Genomic DNA, 24,658 nt, shown 5'->3' with positions numbered 1-24,658 from the left:
CCCCCCGTGCACGGATCCGCGTCCGCGGGTGACGCATACCTGCCCGCCAGCGGCAACGGCGGCTACCGGGTCGACCACTACGACCTGAACCTGGACTACCGCGTCGCCACCAACCGGTTGACCGCCACGGCCACGATCCGGGCCAGGGCCCTCACCGGGCTGGACCGGTTCAGCCTGGACCTGGCCGGCCTCACCGTCGAGAAGGTCACCGTTGCCGGTGCCCCGGCCGCGAAAATCGTGCATTCGGCGCGGAAGCTCGTGATCACGCCGGCGACACCGCTGGTCGCGGGGGAGCCGTTCGAGGTGACGGTGCGGTACCGCGGGGCGCCGCATCCGGTGCGCAGCCACTGGGGCGAGGTGGGTTGGGAGGAGCTCACCGACGGCGTGCTCGTCGCCGGCCAGCCCAGCGGGGCGCCGTCCTGGTTCCCGTGCAACGACCACCCCAGGGACAAGGCCTCCTTCCGCATCCAGCTCACCTGCGAGGCGCCGTACACGGTGGTGAGCAACGGGCCGGTGCTGGCCAAGAGCACCCGCTCCGGCCGCACCACCTGGACCTTCGGCGTCGTGGAGCCGATGGCGCCCTACCTGGCCAGCGTGCAGATCGGCCGGTACCGCCGGCACGACATCGCCGCCGCACCGGTGGCGCACAGCCTGTTCTTCCCACCCGCACTGGCCCGCCAGGTGGCCGTGGACTTCGCCCGGCTCGGTGAGATGATCGCCGTGTTCAGCGCGGCCTTCGGCCCCTACCCGTTCCCGGCGTACGCGGTCGTCGTCACCGACGACGAACTGGAGATCCCACTCGAAGCGCACGGCCTCGGCGTGTTCGGCCGCAACCACGTCGACGGCCTGCACGGAAGCGACCGGCTGATCGCGCACGAACTGGCCCACCAGTGGTTCGGCAACAGCCTCACCCTCACCCGGTGGGCCGACATCTGGCTGCACGAGGGCTTCGCCTGCTACGCCGAATGGATCTGGGCGGAGGCCAGCGGCGGGATCACCGCGCACGCGAGCGCCGTGCTGCACCGAGCCGAGCTGGACGCCCTGCCCAAGAACATCGTCGTGGGCGACCCCGGCCCGCAGGACATGTTCGACGACCGGGTGTACAAGCGCGGGGCGCTCGCCCTGCACGCCGTGCGCCAGGCCATCGGCGACGAGGCGTTCTTCACGGCACTGCGCGCCTACGCCCGCACCCACCGGCACGGCAACGTCACGCCGGAGCACCTGCTCGGCTGCTTCAGCGCAGCGGCCGGCACCGCCGTCGCCGACAAGATCGTGGCCCGCTGGGTGTCGGCCAAGGCCCTGCCGCAGCTCAAACCCGACCCGCCGGCGCCGGCGCACTAACCGCCCGCCCCGGCCCGCGCGCCCCGAGTCGCGGCAAACGGCCCCGTCGCCGGTCGCCAAGGGGCATCCTGCGGCACGTCGCGAGGGAGGTTGTGAGGCGTCAGCTCCGGCCGGTCAGCGGGTCGGGGCGGGTAGCATTCTCAGCGCGGGCCGGTCGGTGCGGACCACCGCGACGGTACCGACGAGACCGGCGGCTGCGGCCAGCGGCAGCAGGTGCACGTGCCCTGGCGGGAACGGCGCAGCCGGCCAGTCGGCGAGGACGGGCCAGCCGGCGGCGGTGGCGCCGGCTGGCCCGGGCAGGGCGACGGTGAGGTCGCGCGGATCGACCCTCAGGCCGACCCCGGCGGCCTTCAGTACCGCCTCCTTCGCGGTCCAGACGACGGCAACGGTGACCTCCGCGGCGCCCGGGTCGAGGTCGGCCAGAGCGCGCGCTTCGGCGCCGGACAACACGACGTCGGCGACCGGCGACCGGCCCAGCTCGGCGACGGACTCCAGGTCGATGCCCACCGTGCCGGCCGCGGTCACGGCGAGGGCGAGCCGCCCGCCCGCCCGGGCAAGGCTCACGTGCACGGGAGGGGCGGCATCCGGCGCGGCGCTGAACCCGACCCGGAGCGGCCCGTGGCCGGACTCCCCACAGTTCGGGCAGACCCGGTCAAGCGTGACGGCCGCCGGATCAACACCGGTCACCCGGCCGACCAGGGCCACCAACCTCTGGTGGTCGCCCGCCCTCGTCGGCGCCTGGTCGGCCAGCTGCACCACCACGGTGGTGGCCAGGTCGACCCCGGCCGGGGTGACGCCGGCCACGTCGGCGCTGAACGGGTCGGCGCTGATCGGGTCGGCGCTGATCGGACCACCACGATCCGGGCCGGCGGAGGGGAGTGGGAGCACGCCCTCACCCTAGCCCGGCCGGCGGGCCGCCCTGAGTTGCCACTTCCGGCCCTTTCCGCACCCGGGAAGGGGCACCAACCGTCATGTCGCCGGCGCACCCGTCGGTGACCTGACGGTTGGCGCCCACTCCGGGGCGCTGAGGGGGCGCGACGTGGCAACTGACGGGCTGCACTGGGCGACGGCGGCTCTTGTCGGTGGCATCGACGGGTGCGAGAATCGAGTCAATCGGCCCAGACCCCGGGGGCCGATGTTATTACGCGGTGAGCGAGGTCCTGGTGAAGAGGTTCGAAGGCGTGGCCAAGCCCGCGACTCTCGCGGCCGGAACGGTGTTCATCGTCGGCGGCGTGCTCGACCAGGTGCTGCGGCTCACCGGGGACCCGGCCAGCAGCATCGTGCAGACTCCGCTCTACGCCGTGCGCTCGGTGGCCCTGCTCGGCGGGGCGCTGCTGCTCATCCTGGCGCTGGTGTCCATCTACGAGCGCCACGCCCGCAATATCGGCCCGTTCGGGTTCTCCGCCGCGATCGTCGCCGGCACCGGCACCATCCTGATCAGCGGGCTGTTCTGGGCGGAGGCGTTCCTCTATCCCACCCTGGGCCGGGTGACCCCGGAGCTGCTCGACGGATCAGTCCGGCCGGGTTCGTCCGCGTTCGGCCTGCTGCTGAGCGCCGCGGTGTTCGGGGTCGGCTGGATCCTGCTGGGCATCGCCATGCTGCGCGCCCGCGTCTACCGGGTTCTCCCCGCCGTGCTGCTCGTGCTCGGCGGCGCCGTCTCGGTGCTGCCCTCCACAGCGATCGGACAGGCGGTGCTCGGCGTCGGCCTGGTGCTGCTGGCCTTCAGCCCCACCTACCGCAAGCACGAGGGACCGCAGCGTTCCTGATTCGCGTCGTGTCCGGCGGGGCGCCTGCCCGGTGCCACACTTGTACCGCGAGTGAGGAGCAGCCGTGGCGCTAGTTGATGACGCGATCTATGTGGATGGCAGGCGGGTGGCGACCCCGGAGACGCTGCAGGACGTTTTCGCGGTGCTCAAGGAGAAGAAGGGTTTCGCCTGGATCGGCCTGTACCGGCCGACCGACGACGAAGTGCGCAGCGTCGCCGACGAATTCACGCTGCACCACCTGGCCATCGAGGACGCCCTCAAGGGCCACCAGCGGGCCAAGATCGAGCGATTCACCGACACCCTGTTCCTGGTGCTGCGGCCGGCCAGGTACCTGGACGCCGACGAGCGGGTGGAGTTCGGAGAGCTGCACGTGTTCGTGGGCCCCGACTTCGTGGTCACCATCCGGCACGCCGAATCGCCCGACCTCGCCTCGGTGCGCCGCCGCCTGGAGGGCACGCCCGAGCTTTTAGCGTTCGGCCCGCAGGCGGTGCTGTACGCCATCCTGGACCAGGTGATCGACGAGTATGCGCCCGTTGTGGCCGGCCTCGAGAACGACATCGATGAGATCGAGGACCAGCTTTTCGACGGCGACCAGGCGGTGTCCCGGCGGATCTACGCGCTGTCGCGGGAAGTCATCGAATTCCAGCGCGCCACCCAGCCGCTGATCGGGATGCTGGAGTCGCTGCAGGAGGGCTACGAGAAGCACCACGTGGACGTGGAACTGCACAGGCACCTGCGGGACGTGCTCGACCACACCATCCGGGTCGTCGAAAGGGTCGACGCCTTCCGGCAGCTGCTGCAGAACGCTCTCACCGTGCACAGCACCCTCGTCGCGCAACGGCAGAACGACGAGACCCGCCGCCTGTCCGAGACCGGGCTAGCGCAGAGCGAGGAAGTGAAGAAAATCTCCAGCTGGGCGGCGATCCTGTTCGCCCCCACCCTGGTGGGCACCATCTACGGGATGAACTTCAGGCACATGCCCGAACTGGACTGGCGATTGGGCTACCCGTTTGCGATCGCGCTGATGTTCGCCATGGGTTTCGGGCTATACGCGGTGTTCAAGCGCAAGGGCTGGCTGTAGGCCAGAGCCTTTCCCAACCCACGAAAAACCTGCGAATGCGCGAGAAACCCGGGTGGCCTAACCGAGAACCGGCCGCCGGAGAATTAGGGTGTGGGTGTGTGGCGCCTCGATAGAAAACCAGAAGATGACGATTTCACGTCGGAGTACACCGACGTGCCGTCAGCCGATTCGCGATCTGCGACCTCCCCGGACTCGGTGAGCCTGGGCGACCCGGCCCTCGTGGCCGGGAACATCGCCGAACCCACCTGGCAGCGCTGGCGCGACGAACTGGCCGCCGTCGGCGGCCACTCGCCGCTGCTGCACTTCGGCGACAGCCCGCGCTCCCGCATCGAACTCTCCGCCACCCACCCCGGTGGCCTGCCGCAGTTCATCACCGGCAAGACCACCCTGCTGTCCAACCTCATCCGGGACGAGCTGGCGTTGCGCAACGCCCGCCTGGCCGCCAACGAGATCACCCAGAAGGGCATCGAACTGCGTTCGATGCGCGGCATCGAATCGGTGCACCTCGCCATCGGGCTGGCCCAGTGGCGCCACGGCGACGTCGAGTACACCGCGCCGGTGCTGCTGCGGCCCCTGGCCATCCGCCGGTACGGCCGGGACTTCGAGCTCAAGCTCAAGGGCGCCCCGTTCCTCAACCCCGAGTTGGCCCGGGCCCTGCACGACCAGTTCACGATCACCCTCGACGCGGATGCGTTCGTGGCCCTCGCCGTGACCAACGGCGCGTTCAAGCCGCAACCGGTGATCGACCGGTTGCGCGGACTGACCTCGCACCTGCCCTGGTTCAACGTCTCCCCACGCCTGGTGGCGTCCTCCTTCGCCGACGTCGGCCGGGCCATGGCCGTCGACGCGCACAAGCTCACCCACTCCGTGCTCGACGCCGTCGCCGGAAACCCCACGGCCCGCCGCGCCATCGAAATGGCCTACCACCCGGTGCTGCCGGTCGGCCAGGACGTGCGCCCGCCCGGCACCGACACCCTGCTGCTGGATGCCGACGCCGAGCAGGAGAACGTCGTCGCGCAGATCAGCGCCGGCAACTCCCTCGTCGTGAAGACCCTGCCGGGCACCGGCGGCACCCAGACCATCGTGAACGCCATCGGCTCGCTGATCGCCCAGCACAAGCGGGTGCTCGTGGTCAGTGCCCGCCGCTCCAGCCTCGACGGCATCGCCCACCGCCTCGTGCAGGTGGGCCTGCCCGGCGTCGCCGTGACGCCGCGCACTCTGCGCCGCGACCTGATCCAGTCGATCACCCGCAACGAGAAGTGCGTGCAGCCCAAGGTCGGCGACGTCGACGACGCCCTCGTGCGCCTGCGCAAGGTGCTGCTGGACTACCGTTCGGCACTCACCCGCAAGGACGCCGTGCTCGGCGTGTCGGTGCTCGATGCCCTCGGTGAACTTGCCCGGCTCGCCCAGCTGCCGTCGCCGCCGTCGACCACCGCCCGGCTGGACCGGGTGGCGCTCGAGCGCCTCGCCCACGACCGGGCCAGCGCCGCCGCGATCCTGATCAAGGCCGCCGTGCTGGGCCAGTTCCGCTACGGGCCGGGCGACTCGCCCTGGTACGGGGCATCGTTCTCCTCCACCGCGGATGCCGGCGCCGCGCACGAGCTCGCGAAACGGCTCAACCAGCCCGAGCTGCAGCGCCTGCTGGACCGCGCAACCAATCTGGTCGGCCAGACCCGGCTGCGCCCGTTCGAGACGGTGCACGAGCTCGGCATCTACCTGCGCCTGTTGCTGGACATCCGCGAGACCCTGGACAAGTTCCAGCCCTCGGTGTTCGACAGGTCGCTCACCGAACTGATCGCCGCCACCTCGGCGCGCCGGGATGCCCCGGAGATGACCTCGTCGAACCGGCGCCGGTTGCGCCGCCTCGCCGACGAGTACCTGCGGCCGGGGGTGCACGTGAGCGACATGAACGAGAGCCTGCGGCGCATCCAGCAGCAGCGCACGCTGTGGCAGCGGTATGCCGCCGCCGGCGTCACCCCGGAGGTCCCGGTCGGCATCAACGACGTGCACGTGGCGTTCCAGCGGGTCGCCGAAGACCTCGGCAGGCTCGACGGTCCGCTGGGCAACGCCGGCACCCCCCGCCAGCTCATCTCGCAGCCGATCCGCGACCTGCAGCGCACCATCGCCGGCCTCGCAGCGGACAGCGAGGTGCTCGCCAACCTGCACGAGCGCACCGCCCTGCTCGCGACCCTGCGCGAACACAACCTCGACCCACTGATGACCGATCTGTCGCTGCGGCACGTGTCGGAGCAGGATGTCGCCGCGGAGCTCGAGCTGGCCTGGTGGCAGTCCGTGCTGGAGGTCATGCTGGGCGGCGACAAGGCCCTGCTGAACGCCAACACCCAGGTGCTGGACCGGCTCGAAGCCGACTTCAAGCTCGTCGATGAGGCCCACGCCGCCAGCACCGGCCAGATCCTGGCCTGGCTGCTCGCCGAGACCTGGAAGATCGGCGTCGTCGACTGGCCGGAAGAAGCCGACCAGCTGCGCCGGTTGCTCCGGGCCGACCGCGCCACGCCCTCGCGCATCAACGAGGTCTCGCCGCACCTGGGCCGGGTGCTCGCCCCCGTCTGGCTCGCCTCGCCCTACGAGGTGGCCGCCCTCGACGACACCATGACCTTCGACGCCGTGCTGCTCGTCGACGCCGGCGCGACCACCCTCGCCGAGAACGTGGGCGCGATCCGTCGCGGCAAGCAGGTCGTCGCGTTCGGTGACCCGGTCACGCAGACGCCGTCACCGTTCGAGACCGGCATCCTGGAACCGGCCGACGTGCCCGTGCCGCAGGAGACCAACGTCGACGCCCTGCACGCCGACTCCGCCCTGGCCCGCCTCGGCGAGCTGCTGCCGACCCTCACGCTCACCCGCAGCTACCGGGCCGGCGGCGAAGACCTCGCCGAGCTGGTCAACCACCGCTTCTACGGCGGCCGGATCGACTCGCTGCCCTGGGCGGGCAGCTTCCTCGGCCACGGCAGCCTCACCCTCAACTACGTCGCCGGCGGGCACGGAATGCCCGACGCCGACAGTGGCGCTGTGGAGAGCGTGGACGCCGAGGTGTCGAAGGTCGTCGACCTGGTCATGGACCACGCCGTCAAGCGCCCCCGGGAATCCCTGATGGTGATCACCGCCAGCGCCCGGCACGCCGTGCGCGTGCACCAGGCCGTGCTCGCCGCGTTCGCCAAGCGCACCGACCTGAGCGACTTCATCCTCAAGGACCGCGCCGAACCCTTCACGGTGCTCACCCTCGAGCAGGCCGTGGCGCAGAGCCGCGACCGGGTGATCTTCTCGATCGGCTACGGCCGCACCCCGCACGGCCGGCTGCTGAGCAACTTCGGTTCCCTCGGCGAACCCGGCGGTGAACGCCTGCTCGCGATCGGCATGACCCGCGCCCGCCGCGCCATGGACATCGTCTCCTGCTTCCGCCCCATCGACATCGACGCCGACCGGCAGCGGCACGGCATCCTGGCCCTCTCGCAGGTGCTGACCGAGACCGAGGCGCGTCGCAACGAGGTTGCCGTGCCGGATGCCCGCGAAGCCATGCTGGTCGACCTCGCCCGCCGCCTTGAACGCAAGGGCCTCACCGTATCGCTCGGACACCGCGGGAAGCTCGCGCTGGCCGCCTCGCACGCCGGCCGCGCCGTGGTCGTGGAGACCGACGCCGTGGTCAACCGGGCCAGTCTGCGCGAGTCCCTGCGGCTGCGCCCCGAGGTGCTGCGGCGCCTCGGCTGGCACTACCTGCGGGTGCACAGCTTCGAACTGTTCAGCAATCCGGATGCGGTGGCCGCCCGCGTCGCCGCCCTCGCAGGGATCACGCCGACCGAGGGGTCAAACGGTCCGGCGCACCGTGCCTGACCCCGCCGCGGCTGACCCGGCCACGCCCGCCGAGACCGTGTCGGCGGCCGAGCCGCGCCAGCGTGTCGTGCGGTCGGCCGGTGCCCGCCGAGCGCGCCTGACCCCGGCCCCGGACACCGACCCCAGCCCCGAACCCGCGCCCCGCGAGGAGGGCGGCCAGACTTCCGGCGACGGCTCCGCCACGAGCGCCAACGACGCCCGGCTCCGTCAGGACAAGCCCCCACACTGGTAGCCCACCCGTCCGCTCGGCGGCTGTCGGCCGATCGACTCGCGGCACATACCCCTTGGAGCGCATCCACGGGGCACTTCGAAGCAAGTCGGCGCACCATCCCGTCGCGAGATGCGGCACATGCCCCCTTTTGGACGCATCCAAGGGACACTGAGCGGCAAGTCGCGAAGCGCCGGGGGCGTCGCCGCGAGCGAGTTGCCAGTTGCGGCCGCGCGGGGAAGACAGAATGGGCCGCAACTGCGAATTCAGCCGGGGGCACCGCGGTGAGTTGCCAGTTGCTGTCCCGTGGCGCGCGTGGAGTGGGCCGCAACCGGCAACTCAGCATGCGCCCCGCCCTGCGCAGCGGCGGCGGGGCGGATCGTGGGCTTACAGCGTGTGCTTGGGGGCGCCGTCGCTGGGGCGCGCCGCGGCGGCGGCATCCGTGACGTGGGGGTGGGCCGTGGCGCCCGTCGAGGCGGCGAGCAGGTCCCGGATCTCGCTCAGCAGGACGATGTCGGTCAGGGGCGCGGCTTCCTCGACACCCGGAGCCTGGGCGGCCAGGCGGCGCTCCTGCGCCTGCTTCATGCGGTTGATCGGCAGCACGAACGCGAAATAGACCACCGCCGCGATCAGCAAGAAGTTGATGACGGCCGCCAGCACCGCACCGAGGGCCAGCTCGCCGCCGCCGGAGAGCCCGAAGAGGAAGGAGGTTTTCAGGCTGTCGGCGTTGAAAATGGCGCCGATCAGGGGGTTGAACACACTCTCGACGATGGCGGTGACGACGGCCGTGAACGCGGCGCCGATGACCACGGCGACGGCGAGGTCGATGACATTGCCTCGCATGATGAATGCTTTGAAGCCTTGGATCATGGTCGTTCCTTCAGAAAGTTCGAGCGGCACCGGACGGTCAGGAAGGCTTCGACGCGGGCGTGGGGGAGGAGCTGGACGAGCTGGAACCGCCGGAGGAGCCGGACGACGACGCCCCGGAGGATGACGGCGTCCCGGTGCTGGACTTCTCGGCCGGCTTCGCGGCGGGCGTCGAATCCGACTTGGCGGCGCTCTTCTCGGCGGAGAGCGACTTCGACGTGCCGTTGGATTCGGTTCGGGAGTCGTTGCGGTAGAAACCGGAGCCGGTGAAGCTGACCCCGATGGACGAGTACACCTTGCGCAGCTTGCCGCCGCAGGCGGGGCACTCCGTGAGGGTGTTGTCGGTGAAGGCCTGCTGGATGTCGAAGGCCGTGTCGCACTCGGTGCAACGGTAGGAATAGGTAGGCACTGCGTCTTTTCGGTTCGTGGTTCGAAGGTCGTAACCGGCATCGCCGGCAGGGAAAGTCTAGAAGACGACGATCCGGGTGGGGGTGACGAGGCCGTTCACCGGCTGATCGTGCACCTCGCGGGGCACCTCGTCGAGATACTCGTTGTCGAAGACCACGGCGTAGACGGGTGGGCATTTCTCCATCGAGCCGAGGGTCTTGTCGAAGTAGCCGCGCCCCCAGCCCATCCGCAGGCCGGTGTGGTCGATCGCCGCGGCCGGGACGATGATCAGGTCGACGTCGTTGATCGCGATCGGCCCGAGCAGCTCACCGGTGGGCTCCGGCGCGCCGGAGAGACCCCGAATCTCGGTCTCATCCTCGCCGACGGTCCAGTCGAGCAGGCCGTCGTCGCGGGAAACGGGGAACAACACCCGGATGCCGCGGGCTTCGGCCCAGTTCACGAACGGCCGGGTGTTCGGCTCCGTGGGACCGGACAGGTAGCAGGAGATCGACCGGGCAGAGAGGTCCAGGACCACCCTCTGCAGGTTCTCGGTGAAGCCGGTGGTGGCCGCGTCACGCTCGGCAGCGGTCTGATTGTGGCGGCGCTCCCGGAGCTCCGCGCGGAGCGCCCGCTTTCGGTGCTCGATATCAGAGTCCATACAAGTCATCCTAGGTGCGGAATCGGCCGGGGATGCCGCTAACCTAATGCCATGGTTACTCAGATTACTAAGGCCGTCATTCCCGCTGCTGGAATGGGAACCCGCTTCCTGCCTGCGACCAAGGCGATGCCCAAGGAGATGCTGCCTGTCGTCGACAAGCCGGCTATCCAGTACGTCGTCGAAGAGGCCGTCGCCGCCGGACTGACCGATGTGCTGATGATCACCGGGCGCAACAAGAACGCCCTGGAGAACCATTTCGACCGCGTCACCGAGCTGGAGGCGGTGCTCATCCAGAAGGGCGACCGCGACCGTCTCGCCAAGGTGAACGCATCCACCGACCTCGCCGACATGCACTACGTGCGCCAGGGGGACCCGCTGGGCCTGGGCCACGCGGTGCTGCGCGCCAAGATGCACGTGGGCCACGAACCCTTCGCCGTGCTGCTCGGCGATGACATCATCGACGCCCGCGACCCGTTGCTCGACAAGATGCTCGCCGAGCAGATCAGCCGCAACACCAGCGTCGTCGCCCTGCTCGAGGTGGACCCGTCGCAGATCCACCTGTACGGCGCCGCCGCGATCGAGAAGACCGACGACCCCGACGTGGTGCGCATCACCGGCCTGGTCGAGAAGCCGTCCGCGGCGGATGCGCCGTCCAACCTGGCCATCATCGGCCGCTACGTGCTGCGCCCCGAGGTGTTCGAGGTGCTCGAGCGCACCGCCCCTGGGAAGGGCAACGAGATCCAGCTCACCGACGCCCTGCAGGAAATGGCCGTCACCACCGAGACCTCGGGCGGCGTCTACGGCGTCATCTTCCGTGGCCGCCGCTACGACACCGGCGACCGGCTGGACTACATCAAGGCCATCATCCAGCTGGCCGTCGACCGTGACGACCTCGGCGCGGAGCTGCGCCCCTGGCTGCAGGAGTTCACCGCGACCCTCGAGTAGCGGTTCCACAGGTCGGCCCGGACTACAATTCGGGCATCATCGGGCTTCGGCCCCCAAATAGACGGGTTTATCGTGCCGACCGCGATTCCTACGCTCCGTGAGGGTGCTGTCACCCTGCGCCCGATCCGGTTGCGCGATGCCAGGGCCCTCGAGCGTGAACTGATGGAGAACCGGTCGTGGCTGCGCACCTGGGAGGCCACCAGTCCGTACGCGCCCATGTCGTTCGACACCAGGGCCAGTATCCGCAGCCTGCTCGCGCACTCGCGCACCGGCAGCGGACTGCCGTTCCTGGTGGAGTACAACGGCGAACTGGCGGGCCAGCTCAACGTGTCGTCGATCACCTGGGGGTCGTTGTCGAGCGCGTCGATCGGGTACTGGGTGGGCGAGAAGTTCGCCGGCCGGTCGATCACCCCGATCGCGGTGGCGCTGGCCACGGATTACTGCTTCGGCCAGCTGGGCCTGCACCGGATGGAGATCTGCATCCGCCCCGAGAACGCCCCGTCGCTGCGGGTCGTCGAGAAGCTGGGCTTCCGGTACGAGGGGCTGCGCCGCCGGTTCATCCACATCAACGGCGCCTGGCGCGACCACTTCGCCTTCGGCCTGGTGGCCGAGGAGGTGCGCGGCGGTGTGTTGCGCCGCTGGCAGGACGGGCTGGTTCCGCCGGGTGTGGCCACCGTGAACGAGTTCGACAGGGCGGCTGCTGCGCATCCGCTCGAGGTAGCCGACAAGTGACACACCCCCCGGTAATCAAGCACGGAAGGTCCCGCGACTCATACCGTAGGGAGCATGAGTAGCGAAGTCCTGGGCGGGGGAGTGATGGTGGCGGTTGCCGCCGCGCTCTGGGTGACGTATCTCATGCCGACATGGGCCAGACGCCGGCAGTATCTCGCCACCGAACGCAACGCCGTGCGACTGCAGCAGACCCTGCGGATCCTGGCCGAGACGTCGGAAATCCCCCAGGAGGTTCGCGTGGAGACCAACGCCCGCGGTGTGTCAGCCCAGCGCAAACTACTCGCCCAGGCCGAGGAAGACGCCCGGATCGCCGCGAAGACCGCCGGCGACGCCGCCACGGCCGCCCGGCGCGCCGCCGTGCTGCGTGCCGCCGCCGCGCGCCCCAAGGCGCTCACCCCGGCGGGCAAGGCCAAGCGCCTGCGCACCATGCGCGCCCTCTCCACCCTTCTGCTGGTGATTGGGCTCGTCTTCGCGATCGTCGGTGCCACCACGCTCGCAGCGGGCACCTGGACCTTCCTGGCTGGCGGCCTGGTGGCCGTCCTCGTCGCGGTGGCCACCCTCAGCCGGCTCGCCACCGTGAACCGGTCTGCCCGCGCGCCGCTCGCCACGGCGGATGCCCCGGCCGACGCCGAACGCCGCGCCCCGGCCGGCAGCCGCGGCCAGCGCTTCGAACCCGTCCACTTCGAGGAGGCGCCCGTCGCCCAGCCGACCCCCTGGACCCCACAGCCGCTGCCCAAGCCCCTGCACCTGTCCCCGGGTTCCATCGCCCAAGCCGCGATGGCTTCGGTGGATGCCGCCGCCCAGCTGCGTCAGGCGGCCGCCGAGGCCGAACTGCAGCGACGCGCACTGGCCATGGCCGAGGCCATCGCACCGTCGGAGGTCACCCCGATCACCCGCCCGGTGGTCGCCAGGGTCAACGCGACGGCCGCCGCCGCCGCCAAGGCCCCGCAGGCAGCGCCGAGCCGATTCGCCAACATGGGTATCATCGGCGACACCGAACCGGGCATGACCGACCTCGACGCCGTGCTCCGCCGCCGCCGCGCCGTCGGCTGACCGGGTCGCGGTTCGGAGCATCCGGCACGCGTGATATTGTAAATACGCAGTCAGGGGCTATGGCGCAGTTGGTAGCGCGTCTCGTTCGCAATGAGAAGGTCAGGAGTTCGAATCTCCTTAGCTCCACCAGTAAAGCAAAGGGATCGCAGCCTACGGGCCGCGGTCCTTTTTTGCCGAAGCGACGGGCGTTCATAAGGAAAAAGGCCCGAAATAAGGACGTTGTGATCCATCCCGTCCTTTTTTGGGCACTTCTTCCTTAGGCCAAGGTCTGTGCATGGGGCCGCGGGCGGGGCCGGGAGGCGTGAGGAGACCCGCCTAGACTTGGTGAGATCACTCGAACCGGCAGGCACCTGGCGGTTGTTCACACCCAGGGAGACGACCATGACAGCGCGTGCGGACAACCAGTCGGCCGAACCGGTCGTCGAGGGCGTCTTCGACCTCGCCAGGGACGGCCGCACCGGCCCGCTGGGCGAGATGATCGATGCCGGGGTGCCCCTGAACCTGCTCAACGGGCGTGGCGACAGCCTGCTCATTGTCGCCGCCTACGCCCAGCACCGCGAGACCGTTCAGGAGCTGCTGAGGCGAGGCGCCGACACCGGCGTCGTGAACGGCATGGGCCAGACCGCCCTGGCCTGTGCGGTGTTCCGGGGCAACGAGGCCATCCTGACCGACCTGCTGCAGGCCGGCGCCGACCCCGACCTGGGCAGCCACACGGCCATCCAGATCGCCGACCAGTTCGCCCGGCCACACATGCGCGAGGTCCTCGAGGCGCACGGCAATACGCCCGGCAACTAAACGCACGGGGGGAGACTGCGGGCATGACGATAGAGCAGGTTGTCGAGCTGGTCCGCTCTCAGAGCGGGGTGCTGGTGCTCGCGCCCGCAGTGGGCAGCGAGGCTCCCCAGATCGCCTGGGGTGACTTCTTCTTCTACTACGCCCCGGACGGCCAGGTACCCCAGCACGGGCAGCCCTTCGCGACGATCATCACCAAGGACTACCCGGATGACGCCCGATCGCGGCTTGACCCGGCCGATCGCTGGCGGCGGAACATCCATGTCGGCCGGGCCGCGCTGGTCGAACTGGCCGGCGCCGGCCCGCACGATCCCGCCGCGGCCGACGTGTTCCAGCCGCACCCGGTCTACGCCCCGCCGGGCTGGATCGCCGTGGTGAACCCCGGGGAGCGGACGATGCCCACCCTTCGCGACCTCCTCGTCACCGCTCACGCGGATGCGGGCCGTCGCGCCCTGCGCCGGCCCGCCCGGCGGCCCGGCGAGTGAATTGCAGACTTCCGGCCGTCGTTTCGACGACGAAGGCCGGAAGTCTGCCCATGAACGCTCGTGGCTGTCGGAGGTCGTTGCTAGCGTGACGGTGACCGACACGAGCGGAAGGACCGGGCGCGGGAATGAACGACGATGGGACACCGACGGACACCGCCGTGCGGTTCCGATGCGGACACGGCGCGGCGGCCGGCGAGGCCCGTCTCACCCTGCAGCGGGACTGTCCGCTGTGCATGCTGCTGGACGAAACCAAGCGCAGCCGAGAACAACTCCTGCACCGGGTGGCCCCGGCATCGCGCGCCGCCCTGGCACAGGAGACCCGTATCGGCACCGACTACGAGTGGATCTGCAGCCGCGGGCACTCCCGGTACTCGGCGAGCGTGCGGGAAACGCTCACCGGCCCCGGCTGCCCCAAATGCCAGAAGAACGCCCAGGCGCCGGCGGCCCGATTCGAGGGCGGCGTGCCGTTCATGAAGCCCGGCCTGAAGCTGCGCACCTCGCAGGCGGAACAGAAGCTGCGAATGCTGCTGGGCGAACGCATCCGGCTGCCGCACCGGGTGAACGCCATCCGCATCAACCGCATTTTCTACGGCAAGCCGGAGGTGTGGCCGGACATCATCATCCCCGCCCTCAAGGTGGCAATCGAATACGACTCACCCGGCCGGGACAAAACCTCCCACCGCGGCCTCAAGGAGGTGTCCGACCGGGAGAAGGACGCGGCCCTCGAGGAGGTGGGCTGGGCGGTGATCCGGGTGCGCGCCGACGGCCTTGAGCCCGTCGGGCGGTACAGCATCGTGACGCCGGGGGTGACCGGCGCCCTCGTCGACGAGCTCATCACGCTGCTCGGCCAGATCCGCGGAGAGGCGGCGGTGGCGGCGCTGGCGCAGCGACCGGGTGGGTAGCCCGGGACGGTGGGTCCACCGCCCGCCGGCCGACCTTATGGGAACAGAGCCGAGTGGATAGAGTGGGCCGGACAAGAGGCTCACGGTCGAGCGAAGGGGGCCGGCACGTGAGGCGTCCGGAGCAAAGGAGTCGCGCCGTGCTGCACACCGATATACCTACCCGGGACGACGTCGACACCCTCGCAGCGGTGCGCCGGCATCCGTGCGTATCGATCTACCTGAGCACCAGCCCGCTGCCGCAGGAGTCGGACAAAGCCAGGGTCGAGCTCAAGAACCGGCTGGCCGAGGCGGTGCAACAACTACGGGACGCCGGCACGGACAAGGGCCCCATCGAGCAGCTGCAGGAGACCCTCGACGACCTCATCGACGACTCGGACTTCTGGCGGTCGCTGTCGTACAGCCTGGCCATCTTCGCCACCCCGGTCGGCGTGCGCACCTTCCGGCTGCCCAACCGGCTCAGCGGCGCCGTGGAGGTTTCCGACCGGTTCTATCTCAAACCGCTGCTGCGCGCCGTCACGTTCCCGCAGGCCGCGTTCGTGCTCGCCCTCGCCCAGAACTCGGTGCGGCTGCTGGAGATCAGCGCGGACAGCCCGGTGTACGCGGTGTCGGTACCCGGCCTGCCCAGCAACGTCGCCGACGCGGTGGGGCTGGAGTCCATCAGCGGTCGCACCCAGGACAGCCACATCATGGGTGGGCGCATCCAGGGCGCCGAGGGCCAGAAGGTGCGGATGCGCCAGTACGCGCGGGCGATCGACCGGGCGTTGCGGCCGGTGCTCAGCGGTCTCAACCTGCCCCTGATCCTCGCCGCCGCGGAGCCCCTCGCCGGGATCCACCGGTCGGTGAACAGCTACCCGAACCTCACCGAGGCGATCATCGCCGGCAACCCTGAGGAGACCCCCGATGAGGATCTCGGCGGTGCCGCCCGGGGAATCCTCGACGAACTCTACGCCGCCGAACTCACCGAGCTCAAAGACCGGATGGCCCGCCGGGCCGCGCACGGTCGCGCCGTCACCGACCTCAGCGATGTGGCGCGGGCCGCGACCTACGGTGCGGTCGAAACCCTGTTCGTGGACATCGACCAGACGGTGCCCGGTCTGGTCGACGAGGAGACCGGGGCTCTCACCCTGAGCGAGGAGGACGATGCCGTCACCTACGGCGTGGTCGACGAGATCCTGCGGCGGGCCCTGCTGTCCGGCGCGGAGATCTTCGCGGTGCGGGCCGACGACATGCCCGGCGGCGGGGCCGTCGCGGCCGGGGTGCGGTTCATGGTCTGAACCGGGCCGGTTCGAGCCGGTCAGGTTCGGGCCGGACGGGTGTCCGGCAAACGAAAGCGGCGCCGCCCGAAAATCGGGCGACGCCGGTGAGCCGTGCGCGATCAGGCGGATTCCGCCGGGTGCGAAAGCGAGTCAGCGCTTACGGGCCTTCTCGGTTTCAGCGGACTTCGCCTGCTTGTCAGCGCGCTTTTCCTTGAGTGACTTGCCAGCGACCTTCTTGGTCGCATCCTTCTTGGGTGATTTGTCAGCCATGTGTACTCCTTCGACCCGAGCCCTAGCGGCACCGATGATCTGACCCTACGCGGGTTCGGCAGAAAGGGCATCTTGAACCGCTCGGCACCCGCGCCGGGTGGCCCCCAGGTGGGGGCGGCGCGGGGCCCTGTGCCTTTCGCGGGTGTCGACGTAGGCTGTCTGCGATGAGGCGCCTCGTCAGTGGGACGGGAAGGGCGCAGGAGAGCCGGGAGAACATGAGCGAACAGGGAACCTATAAAGCAGTTCTATTCGGTCCGAACGTGATCGGGGCCGGTACCGAGGTGGAGCTGCACTACACCAACGGCGAGTACCAGGACGTGGTGGTGCTCGAGGCCGTTGAAGAAGGCCAGACGATCACCCGCACCTACCGCAAGGGACGCGAAACCGCCGAACCCATCCCGTACCGATTCGTCGACGAAGACGTGTCGGACGAGACCGACGAGGGAGAAGTTCCCAACTAGCCGGCCCGCGGACTACATGCGGGGGCCCGGGCCGGCACGCCGGCTGAGCCGAACCGGCAGTGCCATCAGCGGCCCGACGAAGCGTCGCTGCAGGCGACGGCCCGGACCCCAGACGTATTGCACGATCAACTGAGCCAGGATGGCGCTGGCCGCCAGGGCCACGGCGATCGCACCGGCGGTCAGCAGGTTGAGCAGCCCGTTGATGTCGCCGTCGGACATCTGGAGCAGGCCCCGGAACAACGCCAGGCCGGGCACCAAAGGCACCAGCGCGCAGACGACGATCACCAGCGGCGGGGTGCGCACGATGCGCGCGCCCACCGCCGCGAGCAGCCCGGCACCCATCGCCGCCACCCCGGAGGACCAGACCAGGCCGAAGCCGGAGTTGCTGGCGCCGAGGTAGATCGCCTCGGCCACAGCGCCGAGCAGGCAGACCACCCAGAACGCCCGCCACGGTACCTGCGTGCCCAGGGCGAAGCCCACGACGATGATCACGGCAGCGACGAGTTGGATCGCCAGGATGCCCAGGGTGGGGGAGACATCGGCCGTGATGCGCAGGTCGAGGCCGAACCTGGCCAGGACCAGCGAGGAACCGGCCACCCCGGCGACCAGGCCGCCGGTAATGAGCAGGGCCTCGATCAAGCGGGCGGTGCCGGTGAGATAGAACCCGGACAGGGTGTCATGCACCGCGCCGAAGGTGGTCACCCCAGCCAGGAGCATGATGATGGTCGCGACCACGACGAGGGACGGGGTGGCGGTGGGGTCCACGAGGGGAACGAACGCGGCGAACAGCGGGCCGATGGCCCCGCCGGCGACGGTCTGGTAGAACAGCGGCACCCTCCGTTTGTCCAGGGCCGTGGTGAGCAGGTCGATCACGAACGCGGCGACGAACGCGGCGAGCACCACGATCGGGCCACCGCCGATCAGCGCGGCGGCGCCGGCGCCGACGAGGCTCCAGCCGACCCGACGGTAGAGCAGCTTCACCTGGGGCTTGGACGACACGATGCTGGCGAGGCGCTTGCGGGCCTCCGCGACATCCGTGGGCTCGTTGATGAGGTCGGCGATCAGCTCGGAGGTGGCGGTGAGCTTGGCGTAGTTGAGGGTGCGGTACTTGACGTCGCGGCTGCGCGAGATGGACTCGTGGGTGGACTGGTCCTCGTGGGTGAGGGTGATGATCGTATGGGTGATGTTCGCCTCGGTGCCGCGCAAGCCGTAGGCGCGGGTGAGGGCGAGCATGGCCGCCGTGGCGTCCTCGGCGCCGGCACCGGAGGCGAAGATGACCTCGGCCAGGCGCATGGTGAGGTCGAGCACCGACCGGGTGTACGCGGCGATGTCGATGACGGGGACGGCGACGGTGGAGGTGCTGGGCGCATCCTCGTAGGCGCGCACCTGGGCGATCCCGCTGGCGTCGGCGCGCAGGATCGGGATACTCGTCGTGACCGGCCGCGGGGTCGTGGGATGCGGGGCCCGGTACGGCTGCCGGGTGGCCTGGTCGGCGACAAGCGTGACCGGCTCGGTGGAAGTGGGCGGCGGGGTCGGGAGGAGGGTGGTCACGGGAACAACGTCAACACTTCGGGGGTCGGTGGTGCGGGTGCGGGTGGGGCGGGTGCGCTGCGGGTCAGACATCGAGCGGGCCGAGCCAGGCGGCGGCGACGGTGGCGTGCGCGGAGTCGGAGTTGGACGGGTGGAACAGCCCGGCCAGGACGTCACGGTAGAGCCGGCCGAGTTCGTCGCCGGTGAAATAGCTGGCACCGCCGTTCACGCGCAGCATGAGGTCGACGACCTCCTTGGCGCTCTCGACACTGCGATGTTTGAGTCCGGCCAGCCGGGCGAACCAGAACGCACCGTGGTCGGCGAGGGCATCGACGTCGCGGCCGAGCTCCTGGATCTGCGGGTTGACGGCGTCCAGCAGCATCGCGGCCTGCGCGATGCGGCGGCGGATGTCGGGGTCTTGCGCGAGGGACCGGCCGTCGTTCTTGGCCGAGCGGCGCCGTTTCGCCGCCGCGACGCCGAGTTCAAGCGCACGCTGGGCGATGCCGGTGTACACCGCCGAGAGCAGGATCTCGAAGGTGGCGAAGATGCCGAAGATCAGCGGGTCGTTCACCGGCCCCGGCGGCAGCTTCCGCACCACGCGGCCGGCGGCTGCGTAGGCACCGTCCAGCCGGGTGGTCTGGCTCTGGCTGCCGCGCATTCCGAGGGTGTCCCAGTCGTCCGTGCGGGTGATACCCGGGTCGGCGCGGTCGAGGAACGCCCAGACGATCAGCGGCCGGGCCGGATCGGAGCTGTCCAGGCCCATGGTGCCCAGCTGGGTCCAGACCGGGGAGAGGGAGGTGAAGATCTTGGTGCCGGTGAACCGGTAGCCGCCGTCGGGCTGCGGGGCGGCATCCGTGCCGGAGCCGAACAGGACCAGGTCGTTGCCGGGCTCGCTGACGCCGAACCCGAAGATCGCGCCGTGGGCGGCCTCCGCGAGGACGAAGTCGAGGGCCGGGTCGCCGCGATCGTGCATGGCCTTGGCCACGCCGGTCCAGACCAGGTGCATGTTCACGGCGAGGGCGGTGGCCGGTGCGTGCGCGGCGAGCCGCGCCTGCTCGGTGGCCAACTGCGGCAGGGTGAGGCCGAGCCCGCCGAACTGTACGGGCACGAGGGCGCGCAGGTAGCCGGCCTCGGCCAGCTCGGTGACATCGTCGAACGGGAACGAGTTGTCCGCGTCGTGGGCCGCCGCGCGTGAGCGGATCCGGGCGAGCAGGGCGTCGCCGAGCACCTCTGGTGCGGTGCGGGGGGAGGGCGCTGCGGCGCGGGAGGACGATGTCACACCTGCAAGCCTACGTAGCCTTTCCCTTTCGTGTGATCAGCCGCACGATGAGGGCGACGATACCGATGATGACGGCGACGGGTACCAGCCAGGGCAGAATGAATCCGACGCCTACCAGGACCGCTCCGAGGACCGCCACCATGGTGTGCCAGCCGGCCACCACGCCCGTCCAGAAGTTGTCGGGCGCGCCGGCGGCGATCGTGCCGGTGGCGTACAGGTCGAGGGTGATGGTGGAGTATTCGATCTGGTCGGACAGGTAGTCCCGCTGGGACTTCATGCTCTCCAGGTCGGCCTGGCGGGTGGAGAGTTCGCCCTCGATGGCGATCAGGTCGGTGGTGCTGGTCGCCTGGGCCATCAGGGCGAGGAGCCGGTCGACCGAGGTCGTCAGGGCGGTGACGCGGGCATCGATGTCGGCGCTTTGCTGGGTGACGTCGGAGGCGTTCAGTGACACGTGATTCACCGTGCCGAGCGCCCGCAGCTCGTCGAGGGTGCGGTCGAGGTCTCCGGCCGGGATGCGCAGGGACAGGTTGGCGCTCGCGGCCTGGGTGTCGGTCTCGGGGTTCTCGGTGCGGTTGTCGACCCGGCCGCCGGCTTGCTCGACGACGGTGACGGCATCCTGGGCCGCCTTGATCGGGTCGGTCGCCGTGACCGAGACCGACCCGGTGGTGACCACGGACCGGTCGGCGACCGAGGCGTCTTCGGCGGTGGCTGCGTCGCCGGACTCGCCCTGCACCTCGCTGGGACTGTCCCGCGGCCCGGACTCGCTGCTCGAACTGTCGGATTGACCGGCTGTGCAACCGGCCAGCAGCAGCGTGACGAGAACGGCACCGGCCGCCCAACCGGCGCGGGAGGCGGAACCTCGGTGCGTGCTGCTGTGTTTCATGGCCCCACTGTAGGGTCGGGCCATCGCGCAAATCTGGGTGATGTCTGGGAGTCGGATCACAATCGAGTCTCGGCGCGAGGCCGGGCCGTACGCTCGAAACGGTGCCGCTGGCGCGGTGCCAGCGCCCGAAGAAACATTCAGTTCGTGCTTGAGGAGGAACCCATGGGATTTGCAGACGATGCCAAGGACGCGCTCGACGCAACCGGCCAGAAGATCGGCCGTGCCGCCGAGGACACGAAGGAACGCGTCTCCGACAAGCTCGATGAGGTCAAGGCGGACGCCGAGGTGAGGAAGGCCGAAGGGGACGTCAAGCGCGCGGAAGCGGAGCGGGACGCCACCCGGGCCAAGAACGACTACAAAGAAGGGCTGCGCTAGCCCGTCGAAGCTTCACAGCGACCCGTGGACGAGCTCCCGGGTCGGTCCAGGGCCACGGCGTTGACGGATCGTCTGCGTCGGCGCCGTGCCCCACGGTTACACCTGGACACCGACACCGGCAGCGGACCGGTGGTGATCCTGGTGCACGGTATCGCGTCCACCTCCGCCACCTGGCGCAAGGTCGTCCCCTTGCTCGCGCCGCGGCACCGGGTGATCGCGATCGACATCCTCGGCCATGGCGCCTCCCCGGCGCCCGCCGACTGCGAGTACACCCTCGACGACCACGTTGCCGCGCTCGCCGGGACCATCCGGGCGCTCCGGCTGCGCGAACCGTTCGTACTGGTCGGACACTCCCTCGGCAGCCTGATCGCCACCCGGTACGCGGCCGAGCGGCGCTGGTTCTCCAGCCCGGGCACCCGGGTGTCCCGGCTGGTGCTGGTCGGCCCGCCGATCTACCTCTCGCCCTCCGACATCGGCGACCCCTGGGTGCGGGCGCGGGTGTCCGCCTACCTCCGGGCCTACGAGTTCCTGCGCGCCAACCGGGACTTCACCCTCGCCAACGCCGCGGTGCTCTCCCGGCTGCTGCCCAAGGGCATCCTGGATCTGACAGCCGAGAACTGGACGCCGTTCGTGAAGTCGCTCAAGAACTGCATCGAATCGCAGACCATGGTCAGTGACATCGCCGTGCTGCACCAGCCGGTCGACCTCATCTACGGGGCGCTCGACGCGTTCGTCGCGCCGGGCAGCCTGCGGGTGGTCGAGCGGATGCGTCACGTCACCACCCACCGGGTCGAGGCGAACGACCACATCGTGCGCAGCCGCATCGGCCGGGTGCTGGTGCGGGTGCTCGACGGGGCCGCCCCGACGGATGTGCCAGCATGAACCAGATGACTGCTTCCGCGCGCTACCTCCAGGCTTATGACGATCAACTGCGCACCGACGCGGAAACCTCCGGTGCGATCGGCGTGACGCGGCTCGGCCCGCTGCGCCTGGTGACCTTCCCGGGCGGACGCGGCTTCATCACCTACCGCGACCTCGACGGGGCCGACGCCCCCGCGATCCACGGGCTGGTCGCCGGCGCGTTGGCGCATTTCCGGGCCGACGCGTCGATCACCCGGGTGGAATGGAAGAGTCGCGGTCACGACGCCGCGCCCGGACTGCACAGGACGCTACTCGCGGCCGGTTTCACGCCCGACGACCCCGAATCGATCATGATCGGCCCGCTCGAGGCGCTCTGCACCGACGTGGCCGTCCCGGCCGGTGTGACGGTGCGCCGGGTCACCTCGGCGGCCGACGTGCGGGCGATGAGCGCCGCAGTCGACGAGGCGTTCGGCGATCCCGTCGACACCCGGATGGCCGAGGTTCTGCTGGATCGCCTCGCGCGCGGCGATGGCATGGAGCTGTGGGCGGCCGAGGCCGACGGCGGGTTCGTCTGCGGCGGCCGGCTGGAACCGGTGCCCGGCACCGACTTCGTCGGCATCTGGGGCGGCGCCACCCTGGCCGGCTACCGCGGTCGGGGCATCTACCGCGCCCTGCTGAACGCCCGGGCCCGCTCCGCCCTCGCCCAGGGCAAGACGCTCGTGCACAGCGACTCCACCGAGGACTCCCGCCCGATCCTTGAGCGCTCTGGCCTGGTGAAGGTCTCCACCACCACGCCCTACACCTGGACGCGTGGTTAGGCTGGTCAGATGAACACGAGAACACTAGGCAGAACCGGCCGCACCGTCTCCGTCATCGGACTGGGCACCTGGCAGCTCGGCGCCGACTGGGGCGACGTCACCGAAGCCGACGCCACCGAGGTGCTCGCCGCATCCGTCGACGCCGGCGTCACCTTCTTCGACACCGCGGATGTCTACGGTGACGGCCGCAGCGAGCAGATCATCGGGCACTTCCTCGAGCACGTCGCCCCGGACGAGGGCATCACCGTGGCCACCAAGATGGGCCGCAGGGTCGACCAGCTGCCGGAGAACTATGTGCTCGACAACTTCCGGGCCTGGACCGAGCGGTCCCGCCGGAACCTCGGCACCGAGACGCTCGACCTGGTGCAGCTGCATTGCCCGCCGAGCGCGGTGATCGACTCCGGTGAGGTCTACGACGCCCTCGACACCCTCGTCGACGACGGGGTGATCGCCAATTACGGTGTGAGCGTGGAAACCTGTGAGCAGGCCCTGGCGGCCATCGCCCGGCCCGGCATCGCGACCGTGCAGATCATCCTCAACGCGTTCCGGCTCAAGCCGCTCGACGAGGTCGTGCCGGCTGCGCGCGCCGCCGGCGTGGGAATCATCGCCCGGGTGCCGCTGGCCAGCGGCCTGCTCACCGGCAAGTACACCCGCGAGACCACCTTCGCCGCGAACGACCACCGCAACTTCAATCGCGACGGCAGCGCCTTCGACGTGGGGGAGACCTTCTCCGGCGTGGACTTCGAGACCGGCCTGACCGCCGCCAACGAGTTCGCCGCCCTGGTGCCGGAAGGACTCACCCCGGCGCAGGCGGCGCTGGCCTGGGTGGCGCAGATCGATGGCGTCAGCTCGGTCATCCCCGGCGCCCGGTCCGTGAAGCAGGCCCAGGGCAACGGCTCAGCCGGCGCTCTGCCGCAGCTGCCCGACGAGTTCATGGTCGGCGTGCAGGACATCTACGACCGCCTGCTGCGGGAGGCCATCCACCCGCGCTGGTAGGGGGCTCAGCCGAGGTCGTCGGGGTCCTTGCCGGTGCGCTCGCCCGCGTCCAGCGCAGAGATCGCGGCGACGTCGGCATCCGTCAGGGTGAAGTCGAAGACGTCCAAGTTCGCTCGGATGCGTTCCGGCGTCACCGATTTGGGGATCACGATGTTGCCCAGCTGCAGGTGCCAGCGGACCACCACCTGCGCGGCGGACTTGCCGTAACGGGCACCGATCGCGTCGAGGGTGGGGTCACCGATCGCCCGGCCGCGGGCCAGCGGCGACCAGGCCTCGGTGCGGATGCCGTGCGCGGCGTTGTAGGCGCGCGCCTCCGTCTGCACCAGCCACGGGTGCAGTTCCACCTGGTTGACCGCCGGCACGACGTTCGTCTCGGCCAGCAGCCGGTCGAGGTGGTGGGGGTGGAAGTTGGACACGCCGATCGAGCGGGCCCGCCCGTCGGCTCGGAGGGCCTCCAGGGCCCGGTAGGTGTCGACGTAGCGGTCCTGCCGCGGCGCCGGCCAGTGGATCAGGTACAGGTCGACGTAGTCAAGGCCCAGCTTGGCCAGGCTCTCGTCGAAGGCGCGCAGGGTGTCGTCGTAGCCGTGCCGGTCGTTCCAGACCTTGGTGGTGACGAAAACCTCGGCGCGCGGCAGGCCCACCCGGGCCAGGCCCTCGCCGACGCCGCGCTCATTGGCATACAGCTCAGCGGTGTCGACGTGCCGGTAGCCGGCCTCCAACGCAAACTGCACGGTGTCCGCCGCCAGGGCATCCGCCACCTTGTACACGCCCAGCCCCAATTGCGGAATGAGCTGACCGTCGTTGAGTTTCAGCGTGTGATCCATGCCTCCCATTAAACCAAGCCGGTCAACCACGCCGCCGGAGCC

Annotated in this window: 25 protein-coding genes and 1 tRNA gene; 18 read left to right on the top strand and 8 right to left on the bottom strand. The window is 70.1% G+C overall.

The window, feature by feature from the left end; genetic code table 11:
• Nucleotides 1-6: 6 nt before the first annotated feature.
• Nucleotides 7-1,341, top strand: a complete 1,335-nt coding sequence (locus tag JWP54_RS14590) for a M1 family metallopeptidase (protein ID WP_297373295.1) — start codon at nucleotides 7-9, stop codon at nucleotides 1,339-1,341.
• A 114-nt stretch (nucleotides 1,342-1,455) separates the two neighbouring features.
• On the opposite strand, the gene JWP54_RS14585 is transcribed toward JWP54_RS14590, so the two are convergent.
• Entirely contained in the window at nucleotides 1,456-2,229 is a 774-nt protein-coding gene (locus JWP54_RS14585; protein WP_297373293.1) for a 4'-phosphopantetheinyl transferase superfamily protein, read from the bottom strand.
• A gap of 260 nt (nucleotides 2,230-2,489) precedes the next feature.
• Here JWP54_RS14585 and JWP54_RS14580 point away from each other — a divergent pair, with 260 nt between their 5' ends.
• From JWP54_RS14580 to JWP54_RS14565, 4 genes are all read left to right on the top strand, one after another.
• Nucleotides 2,490-3,107, top strand: a complete 618-nt coding sequence (locus tag JWP54_RS14580) for a hypothetical protein (RefSeq protein WP_297373291.1) — start codon at nucleotides 2,490-2,492, stop codon at nucleotides 3,105-3,107.
• 64 nt (nucleotides 3,108-3,171) lie between these two features.
• Nucleotides 3,172-4,188 carry a magnesium and cobalt transport protein CorA gene (locus JWP54_RS14575; RefSeq protein ID WP_297373289.1) on the top strand — a complete coding sequence of 339 codons (1,017 nt, stop codon included), beginning with the start codon at nucleotides 3,172-3,174 and terminating at the stop codon, nucleotides 4,186-4,188.
• Nucleotides 4,189-4,284: 96 nt separating this feature from the next.
• Nucleotides 4,285-8,034 (top strand): AAA family ATPase, encoded by a 3,750-nt coding sequence (locus JWP54_RS14570; RefSeq protein ID WP_297373501.1) that lies wholly within the window; start codon nucleotides 4,285-4,287, stop codon nucleotides 8,032-8,034.
• The gene (locus JWP54_RS14565) at nucleotides 8,027-8,266 is read left to right on the top strand and encodes a hypothetical protein (RefSeq protein WP_297373287.1); all 240 of its coding nucleotides are present in this window, start codon (nucleotides 8,027-8,029) and stop codon (nucleotides 8,264-8,266) included. The genes JWP54_RS14570 and JWP54_RS14565 overlap by 8 nt, the downstream gene beginning before the upstream one ends.
• 363 nt (nucleotides 8,267-8,629) lie before the next feature.
• On the opposite strand, the gene mscL is transcribed toward JWP54_RS14565, so the two are convergent.
• The 3 genes from mscL to JWP54_RS14550 are packed head-to-tail and all read right to left on the bottom strand — an operon-like array spanning nucleotide 8,630 to nucleotide 10,154.
• A complete protein-coding gene (gene mscL / locus JWP54_RS14560; RefSeq protein ID WP_297373286.1) occupies nucleotides 8,630-9,112 on the bottom strand; it encodes a large conductance mechanosensitive channel protein MscL in 483 nt (160 codons plus the stop codon).
• Between the two features lie 37 nt (nucleotides 9,113-9,149).
• Nucleotides 9,150-9,518, bottom strand: coding sequence for an FmdB family zinc ribbon protein (locus tag JWP54_RS14555; protein ID WP_297373284.1), 369 nt, complete (start codon nucleotides 9,516-9,518; stop codon nucleotides 9,150-9,152).
• 57 nt (nucleotides 9,519-9,575) lie between these two features.
• Nucleotides 9,576-10,154, bottom strand: coding sequence for a 5-formyltetrahydrofolate cyclo-ligase (locus JWP54_RS14550; RefSeq protein ID WP_297373282.1), 579 nt, complete (start codon nucleotides 10,152-10,154; stop codon nucleotides 9,576-9,578).
• Nucleotides 10,155-10,205: 51 nt separating this feature from the next.
• On the opposite strand from JWP54_RS14550, the gene galU reads away from it, so the two are divergent.
• From galU to JWP54_RS14505, 9 genes are all read left to right on the top strand, one after another.
• The gene (gene galU, locus JWP54_RS14545; protein WP_297373281.1) at nucleotides 10,206-11,099 is read left to right on the top strand and encodes a UTP--glucose-1-phosphate uridylyltransferase GalU; all 894 of its coding nucleotides are present in this window, start codon (nucleotides 10,206-10,208) and stop codon (nucleotides 11,097-11,099) included.
• Nucleotides 11,100-11,171: 72 nt separating this feature from the next.
• A complete protein-coding gene (locus tag JWP54_RS14540; protein WP_297373279.1) occupies nucleotides 11,172-11,831 on the top strand; it encodes a GNAT family protein in 660 nt (219 codons plus the stop codon).
• A 54-nt stretch (nucleotides 11,832-11,885) separates the two neighbouring features.
• On the top strand, nucleotides 11,886-12,884 hold the full coding sequence (locus JWP54_RS14535) for a hypothetical protein (protein ID WP_297373277.1): 999 nt from the start codon (nucleotides 11,886-11,888) through the stop codon (nucleotides 12,882-12,884).
• Nucleotides 12,885-12,937: 53 nt separating this feature from the next.
• Nucleotides 12,938-13,013 (top strand) — tRNA-Ala (locus JWP54_RS14530).
• Between the two features lie 252 nt (nucleotides 13,014-13,265).
• Nucleotides 13,266-13,679: an ankyrin repeat domain-containing protein gene (locus tag JWP54_RS14525; RefSeq protein ID WP_297373275.1), complete on the top strand. Its 414-nt coding sequence runs from the start codon at nucleotides 13,266-13,268 to the stop codon at nucleotides 13,677-13,679.
• Between the two features lie 23 nt (nucleotides 13,680-13,702).
• Nucleotides 13,703-14,161 carry a DUF6194 family protein gene (locus tag JWP54_RS14520; RefSeq protein ID WP_297373274.1) on the top strand — a complete coding sequence of 153 codons (459 nt, stop codon included), beginning with the start codon at nucleotides 13,703-13,705 and terminating at the stop codon, nucleotides 14,159-14,161.
• 125 nt (nucleotides 14,162-14,286) lie between these two features.
• Nucleotides 14,287-15,063, top strand: a complete 777-nt coding sequence (locus JWP54_RS14515; RefSeq protein ID WP_297373273.1) for a hypothetical protein — start codon at nucleotides 14,287-14,289, stop codon at nucleotides 15,061-15,063.
• Nucleotides 15,064-15,200: 137 nt separating this feature from the next.
• Nucleotides 15,201-16,337, top strand: a complete 1,137-nt coding sequence (locus JWP54_RS14510) for a hypothetical protein (RefSeq protein WP_297373272.1) — start codon at nucleotides 15,201-15,203, stop codon at nucleotides 16,335-16,337.
• A 467-nt stretch (nucleotides 16,338-16,804) separates the two neighbouring features.
• The gene (locus JWP54_RS14505; RefSeq protein ID WP_297373271.1) at nucleotides 16,805-17,050 is read left to right on the top strand and encodes a hypothetical protein; all 246 of its coding nucleotides are present in this window, start codon (nucleotides 16,805-16,807) and stop codon (nucleotides 17,048-17,050) included.
• A 12-nt stretch (nucleotides 17,051-17,062) separates the two neighbouring features.
• Here JWP54_RS14505 and JWP54_RS14500 read toward each other — a convergent pair whose 3' ends face one another.
• The 3 genes from JWP54_RS14500 to JWP54_RS14490 are packed head-to-tail and all read right to left on the bottom strand — an operon-like array spanning nucleotide 17,063 to nucleotide 20,742.
• Nucleotides 17,063-18,673: a threonine/serine exporter ThrE family protein gene (locus JWP54_RS14500; protein WP_297373270.1), complete on the bottom strand. Its 1,611-nt coding sequence runs from the start codon at nucleotides 18,671-18,673 to the stop codon at nucleotides 17,063-17,065.
• Nucleotides 18,666-19,859, bottom strand: a complete 1,194-nt coding sequence (locus JWP54_RS14495; protein ID WP_297373269.1) for an acyl-CoA dehydrogenase family protein — start codon at nucleotides 19,857-19,859, stop codon at nucleotides 18,666-18,668. Before JWP54_RS14495 ends, JWP54_RS14500 begins: the two co-directional genes overlap by 8 nt.
• Nucleotides 19,860-19,869: 10 nt before the next feature.
• Entirely contained in the window at nucleotides 19,870-20,742 is an 873-nt protein-coding gene (locus tag JWP54_RS14490; protein WP_297373268.1) for a DUF4349 domain-containing protein, read from the bottom strand.
• A 162-nt stretch (nucleotides 20,743-20,904) separates the two neighbouring features.
• On the opposite strand from JWP54_RS14490, the gene JWP54_RS14485 reads away from it, so the two are divergent.
• The 4 genes from JWP54_RS14485 to JWP54_RS14470 are packed head-to-tail and all read left to right on the top strand — an operon-like array spanning nucleotide 20,905 to nucleotide 23,792.
• A complete protein-coding gene (locus JWP54_RS14485; RefSeq protein ID WP_297373267.1) occupies nucleotides 20,905-21,117 on the top strand; it encodes a hypothetical protein in 213 nt (70 codons plus the stop codon).
• Nucleotides 21,118-21,141: 24 nt separating this feature from the next.
• On the top strand, nucleotides 21,142-21,999 hold the full coding sequence (locus JWP54_RS14480) for an alpha/beta fold hydrolase (RefSeq protein WP_297373266.1): 858 nt from the start codon (nucleotides 21,142-21,144) through the stop codon (nucleotides 21,997-21,999).
• 5 nt (nucleotides 22,000-22,004) lie between these two features.
• Nucleotides 22,005-22,796: a GNAT family N-acetyltransferase gene (locus JWP54_RS14475; RefSeq protein ID WP_297373265.1), complete on the top strand. Its 792-nt coding sequence runs from the start codon at nucleotides 22,005-22,007 to the stop codon at nucleotides 22,794-22,796.
• Between the two features lie 9 nt (nucleotides 22,797-22,805).
• Nucleotides 22,806-23,792: an aldo/keto reductase gene (locus tag JWP54_RS14470; RefSeq protein ID WP_297373264.1), complete on the top strand. Its 987-nt coding sequence runs from the start codon at nucleotides 22,806-22,808 to the stop codon at nucleotides 23,790-23,792.
• 5 nt (nucleotides 23,793-23,797) lie between these two features.
• Here the strand turns inward: JWP54_RS14470 and JWP54_RS14465 are convergent, their stop codons facing one another.
• On the bottom strand, nucleotides 23,798-24,616 hold the full coding sequence (locus JWP54_RS14465; RefSeq protein ID WP_297373263.1) for an aldo/keto reductase: 819 nt from the start codon (nucleotides 24,614-24,616) through the stop codon (nucleotides 23,798-23,800).
• Between the last annotated feature and the right edge of the window lie 42 nt (nucleotides 24,617-24,658).

The organism is Cryobacterium sp., from assembly GCF_025463825.1.
Classification (GTDB): Bacteria; Actinomycetota; Actinomycetes; order Actinomycetales; family Microbacteriaceae; genus Cryobacterium.
Note: the sequence above shows the minus strand (reverse complement) of the source record. Positions and strands in the feature narration are given on the sequence as shown.